General features: G+C 61.8%; 4 protein-coding genes. All 4 read left to right on the forward strand.

The genetic code is table 11. The features are described 5' to 3' along the window. Positions 1-245: 245 nt before the first annotated feature. Positions 246-3,008: an ATP-binding protein gene (locus tag D579_RS0110965; protein ID WP_018952046.1), complete on the forward strand. Its 2,763-nt coding sequence runs from the start codon at positions 246-248 to the stop codon at positions 3,006-3,008. Next, the gene (locus D579_RS0110970) at positions 3,005-4,174 is read left to right on the forward strand and encodes an FIST signal transduction protein (RefSeq protein WP_018952047.1); all 1,170 of its coding nucleotides are present in this window, start codon (positions 3,005-3,007) and stop codon (positions 4,172-4,174) included. The genes D579_RS0110965 and D579_RS0110970 overlap by 4 nt, the downstream gene beginning before the upstream one ends. After that, positions 4,167-6,185: a HAMP domain-containing sensor histidine kinase gene (locus D579_RS0110975; protein ID WP_018952048.1), complete on the forward strand. Its 2,019-nt coding sequence runs from the start codon at positions 4,167-4,169 to the stop codon at positions 6,183-6,185. The genes D579_RS0110970 and D579_RS0110975 overlap by 8 nt, the downstream gene beginning before the upstream one ends. Then, on the forward strand, positions 6,110-6,317 hold a 208-nt coding region (locus tag D579_RS14865; protein ID WP_231376862.1), incomplete at its 3' end, for a transposase. The genes D579_RS0110975 and D579_RS14865, both read left to right, overlap by 76 nt.

A 6,317-nucleotide genomic window follows, 5' to 3' on the forward strand; every position in this document is an offset into this window, starting at 1 on the left:
GTTCTGTCTCCCGGTTTTTCAGGGATTCGTGGCGCAATGCAGGGCCGGGCAAAAGGGAGTGCCTACCCGACAAACCGCTGAATGGTTTCTGTCGGACACCCGCTGTTGATTCGGCCGCCCCGCGAGAACACCATGCCGCTGTCTCGGGCGAAATGCCGGCAGGTGCGTCGCCGCGCCCTGTTTCTATCCCAAAGCTGCTCGGCGCGCGCGCAGCTTCACCCGCGTCTGCGTAAGGACACCAACTAATGGCGCAATCGGACGTCCGGATCAGTCGATACCACCACCTGACAGTCGCGGCTGGCCTGGCATTGGCGGGCCACTTGATCAACTGGTTGCCCATTCCGCTTGGCTACGGTCTCGATCTGCTGCCCGGCCTCGTTTTCGCGTATATCGCCCTGCTGTTGCTCGGCCCAGCCTGGGCGGTGTTCGTTGTTGCCGTCAGTGTCATCCCGACCTATTGGCATTGGGGAGTCCCCTGGCCCGCGATGGTCATCTCGCTGGAGGTATTGATCGTCGGCCTACTGGCCCGGCGCTATACAGCGATCCCGCTTGCCTTCTGGGTCGCAATCTTCTGGGTTGTTATAGCGACACCCATCTGGCTCGTCCTGAATACACTGCTGATCCAGCTCGACCTGATTTCGGTCGCGCTGATCGTGATCAAACAGGCAATCAACGGCATTCTCTCGGCCTCGATAGCGGCTTTGCTCGTGTTCGCGTTCGGTGGCAGCACTCACAGCGTGGACCGTCAGGCGCGCCCCGCCGTGTATTCCATGCATCACGTCCTGATCAATGTGCTGGTCATCCTGTTTGTGATCCCCATCACGTTGCTCGCGGTCCTTCAGGGGAATCACCTGCGACAAACGGTTCAGGAAACCCTGTATCAGAACCTCGCGCACGGTCTTGACATGCTCGAACACCACGTGCAAACCGCCACCCAGATAGGGATCGCGGATTTGCACCGCCGTGTTACCAGCGTACCCAACCCGGATCTGTCCTCGCTGACCACCGATCCGGCCCGTGCGCGCGGCGCCCCGACACCACAAACGCTGCTTTGCCCAGCCGATGACGGCTCCGGCGCAGCGCGCACCCCAAGCTCGCAGCAAGCCTCCGAGAGGCTGTTTGAACAGGCGATCTGCAACTGGGCCCACGAAGCACCCACCGGCGTCCGACTGCATACCGAAGGTCCCGACGCAGAAGCGCGACTGATCGTCTGGCGCACCCTTGAGTTCCAGGCCGATGTACAACGGATCGGCTTCACCCACGCTGAGCCCGCCGACTTCTTCCGGCGCAATACCGTGACGCCTCCGCTCAAGGACAACACCGCGCTCGCGCTTCGCAAACGCGACGGCACAAGTGTCTATCTCGTCGGAAACCACGGGGCCACCGAAGCCCTTGATTCAGGGGATTTGAGTCTATGGCGCCGCATCGTCACCCACCGAGAACCCGTCTACCAATGGCCGGACGACCGCCCCAGCGAAAGCGCCATGCACCAGTGGTCCGGATTAACGCTCTGGCTGGCGCGGCCCTCGACCACGATCCCCGGCAGCCTGCTCACCGCGACGGTAACCCCATCCGCGGCCGTCGCATCCTATCGCGACTCGCTGCTGACGCAGCTGACAATCCTGATACTCATCCTGGGTGCCGGCTTTCTGCTGATCCTGGGCGTAACGCGCGCATTCCGACAGGAAATCCAGCCCCATATAGACGCGGTCCTGGGCCTCGATGGGAATCAGCTGATTCCAAGCATTCCGTCGCGTTTTATGGAAACGCATTTACTGAACCAGTACCTGCGGCGAATGTCGCGCAAAATTCAGAGATCGACTCAGCGCTCACAGCGTGATGCCCGGCGGTTGGTTCGCCTTGTACGGAATGCCCCGGTAATCATTTGGGCCGGCCGGTTCGACTCTGAGCGTACGATCGACCTGAACTTCGTCAGCCCCTCCGCTCGCCGGCTCACGGGACACAGCGACTTTCCCGACACCGACAGCTGGCTGGAAATGGTCCACCCTGGGGATCAGACCGCGGCCCGCGCGATGATTGGCCGCCTCTACCATGAGGGGTACGCCTCCTGCGAATACCGCCTGGGCGACCCAACGGGCCACTACACCTGGGTCTACGAAGAGGCCTCGCGCCTGGACGATCTCGAAGACGGCGAGGACGAAGTGATTGGCCTGACTGTGGACATTTCACGGATCAAGGCCACCCAGGAGCAACTGGTCAGGAACGCCAAGATGGCGACTCTGGGTGAGATGGCGACAGGAATGGCGCACGAGCTCAACCAGCCGTTACAGGTCATCCAGCTTGCGTCCGACAACGCGCGCGAATCGCTTTCTCCCGAGATGCCCGCCGAAACCGTCGACTACGTGCGCGCCCGGCTCGACCGCATTGCCCAACAAGCGGAACGCGCCGCTGCAATCATCAACGACATGCGCGTGTTCGGGCGCAGTCAAAAGAGTGAGGCACGTCAGGTTGCGATCGATTCGGTCGTCGATCACGTGCTCCGCCTGATCGGTCAGCAGATCAAGGCCCGAGGAATCGAAATCGTTGCGGATCATCAGCAACCTCACGGTATCGTTGACGCCAAACGGACCGATCTCGAGCAGACACTGGCCAACCTGCTGACAAACGCACGGGACGCAATCGCCGCCCGCCAGCAGCGCGGCCGCGAAGGCGACCTCGGCTGTTTCGAGGGCGTCATACAGATCCGGACGTGTGTCGATGCCGAACGACGGAAGATTCTTTTGGAGGTTGAGGATAACGGCGGCGGTATCGCCGAAGAGCACTTCGATCACGTATTCGAGCCCTTCTACACAACCAAGGGCGAGACGCACGCAACGGGTCTGGGTCTTAGCCTGGCCTTCGGCGTCGTGCATGACCTCGGTGGGCAGATCGATCTCCGGAATACCGATCAGGGACTGCGGATCACCGTCGCCCTGCCATGCCACTCGATCGTCAACGATGGTGACCCGAACACCAGCGATCAGGAGCCAACGGGTATGCCGGAATGACCGCCATCTTGAGCACCTTTCCCACCGAAGGCCACACCCTCGACGCGCTGCGCGATACGATCCGGATCGCCCTCGGAGGCCCCCCCCCCGCGGGTTTGTTCATCATGACCGCGCAAGGTAACGACTACCTGCCGGAGGACTTGGATGACCTGCTGCAATCCCTTCCGGTCCCGCTCCTGGGTGCCGCTTTTCCCGCATTGATATGGTCGGCGTCGGTGCACCACACCGGGGCCTTGGTCGTTCGGCTACCTGTCACGCCGCGGGTCGAGCTCTATCCACTGGGTAACGCGGCATCGCGCACAACCGATCGACACGCCGACCAGGCCCCGCATCCGTCAATCGGCGAGGCCTCCGGAACGGGCGCCCAGATCCTGCTGACCGACGTCTATTCCAATCATCTCAATGCATTTCTCGAGACCTACTTCGAGCGACACGGTGCCGACCTTCACGCCATCGGGGCGGCGGCCGGCATACCCACCGCCGGAGCCAAGAACGCGGTGTACACCAACACCGGCACCCATCGCCACGTGGTCGTTACGGCCACTCTGGGGCTCCGCCTCGCGACAGCCACCCGCCACGGGTTCTACCCCATCTCACCGAGCCTGCGGGTAACAGCCGCCCAAGGCGACGTCATCGAAACCATCGAATCCAGCCCGGCTTTTCCGACCTACAGCCGCGTGGTCGCCGACCAGGCCGGGACCCGCATCTCGCCGGACCAAATAGCCGAACGCGCGGGACATTACCCCCTTGGGCTTTGCGTCCTCGGCCGCGAGCCACTCATACGCGACCCGATTGCAACGACCGAGCACGGGGGGTTGCGCGTACTCGCGGAGATCCCGACGGGATCCTATGTTCAGGTTTTTACCGGGGATGGCGACAGTCTGGTGTGCGCCGCGAAGGATGCGATATCGGATATCGAGGACTCCTGCACGGACACCCCTGGAACGATGATGATTTTCGACTGCATCAGTCGGACCCAGATCCTCGGTGAACAGTATTCACGTGAGATGGACATGCTCGCGGACCACCCCACTGCCTTTGGAGCGATCACGGGTGGAGAACTCGCGTACGCGGGCGTCGGCTTTCCCGAGTTTCTCAACAAGACCATCACCCTCGGTTACTTCTCGCAGCGTTTGGCAGCGGCGAAGGTCGCAAACGATGATTGAACGCGAGACCGAAGCGCATGCCTTATTGCAAATATCGCTCGCGGTCGGTCGCAGCCTTGACCTGGGCGAGATGCTGGGCCACGCGCTGATCAAACTCGTTCGCACGGTCAATATCTCGGGTGCAATCGTCCTCGAGCGCATCCCTTCAGCACAGGCGGACGCAGTGCAATGGACCCCGGTCCATTCCATGCCCCGCGGGCTGGAGCACAAAAATCGGTGGCGTGCGGTACTCCGTTCGCCCCAGATCCAGCATCACTTCGAGCCTTCGGAACCCCTGCAGCCACCGTCTTTTTTCAAAGTGAATGGCGACGGCAGGTTCATCGTGTTCGAGCTGCCCGAGTTCGGCGCCATCATCATCGGTGACTCGCCTCAAACCCTGCCAGAATCCTTCTGGGAGTCTTTTCGCACCATCGCCACGCGCCTGAGTGACGCGTGTCTGGCTTGTCGGAACAGCGAGCAACTGGCCCGGCGCCAGGTACAGGAACACCTTCTGATTCGCTGGTCGCTGGAACTCGCCCGGGCGAACGAATACGCACTGGAAGGCGTTCTTGAAGACAGCCTTTCCGCGGTGGCCGACGCCCTGCAAGCGGATGAAGCCACCCTCTGTCTGAGCGCAGACGACCCCACAGTCTGCACACCCGCTGTGCACTTGAGATCGGCGGGCGGCTCGCGAACCGAGCGACGCCACCCTCGTCGATTCGCCGTAATCATCCCGGCAACGGATCAGGCCCCGACCGGCCCCAGGTATGCGGATCACATCGCGTCGGAATCCGGACTGGACTCACCCTACACCGCCCTTGCCAACCGCGGCATTCGATCACATGTCACCATCCCGCTCGCCAGCGCAGAAGGGACGCTGGGTTTCTTGACACTTAACTGGCGCTTGCCAGCCTATGGCGGACAGCGGCCCGACGAGAACTTTCTGAGACTCATCGGCAATCTGTTCACCAGTGCGAAGCTTCGTCTGGATCAACAATCCCGATTACAGGCGCTCGAACTCCAGCTGCGCGCGGAGTCTCGCTCCGCGCTGTCTCTGGCCCAAAAAGCCGAGAAGGCGAATTACGCAAAATCGCGGTTTCTTGCTGTGGTCAGCCATGAGCTCCGAACACCCCTGACCAGTGCGCTTACGACCCTGGAGCTCCTGGCGGATACGCAGCTGGATGCCGACCAGCGCGCGCGCGTGGAAACACTTCTTCGCGCCAGTAACCATCTGAACCAGATCGTCAACGATCTCCTCGACCTCGGTGCGATCGAGAACGGTTCGATCGAGCTGCAGGAGTCCCCCGCCGATTTGCCGACCCTGCTGCGAGAGCTTGTCGACCAGATGGCGGCAATGGCCGGTGACAAAGGCAATCAGCTCTTGGTCGAGATCGACCCCGAACTGCCGGACTCTGTCTGCCTCGATCAGCGGCGCCTCAGACAAATCCTCTGGAACCTGCTTATAAATGCGCTCAAGTTCACCCGCGACGGAACCATTTCGCTGAATGCGACCGCGACCGGAAGGACCATGCACGACCACACCCCTGGACGCCTGCATATCAATGTCAGTGACACCGGCGAAGGGATCCACAAAAACGATCGGGAACGGCTTTTCGAGCCGTTCTACCAGGGATACGAGAATCGCAAGAAGCCAAAGGAGGGAACCGGGCTGGGGCTTGCAATCGTGGACGGCCTCGTCAAAGCGATGGGGGGTGTCCTCGGGTTCGAAAGCACCCCGGGACGCGGGAGCACATTCCATTTCGACCTGCCACTGAAACCCGCGGGCGATTGCGAGCCAAGCACCCCGGCACCCTCTCGCCCGCACACCCAGGCCATCACCGCGCCGGATGGGTTCTACCCCGTTAAAGCGGACACTTACGAGAAGGCCCATACTGGGCCGAAGGAGTGTTCATGTCGAAACGTAAACGTTACACCCCGGAATACAAGCGGGAAGCGGTGGAGTTGGTTCGTCGATCGGGCACAAGCTGCCGGCAGATTGCCTTGGAGCTGGGTATCAGTCCGACCCTGCTGACCCGCTGGGTTCGGGAGGCGGAGGCCGGGGCCAGCAAGGCCTTTTCCGGTACCGGGACGCCAAGGGATGAGGAGGTCGCGCGTCTGAGGCGCGATCTGGCCCGGGTGACCAAGGAACGGGATTTTTTAAGAG

This window comes from Thioalkalivibrio sp. AKL12, from assembly GCF_000377925.1.
Taxonomy (GTDB): domain Bacteria; phylum Pseudomonadota; class Gammaproteobacteria; order Ectothiorhodospirales; family Ectothiorhodospiraceae; genus Thioalkalivibrio; species Thioalkalivibrio versutus.

Excerpts from the sequence above, each read along its gene's own strand:
- D579_RS0110965 (WP_018952046.1), top strand. The coding sequence starts at position 246 with ATGGCGCAATCGGACGTCCGGATCAGTCGATACCACCACCTGACAGTC.
- D579_RS0110975 (WP_018952048.1), top strand. The coding sequence starts at position 4,167 with ATGATTGAACGCGAGACCGAAGCGCATGCCTTATTGCAAATATCGCTC.
- D579_RS0110970 (WP_018952047.1), top strand. The coding sequence starts at position 3,005 with ATGACCGCCATCTTGAGCACCTTTCCCACCGAAGGCCACACCCTCGAC.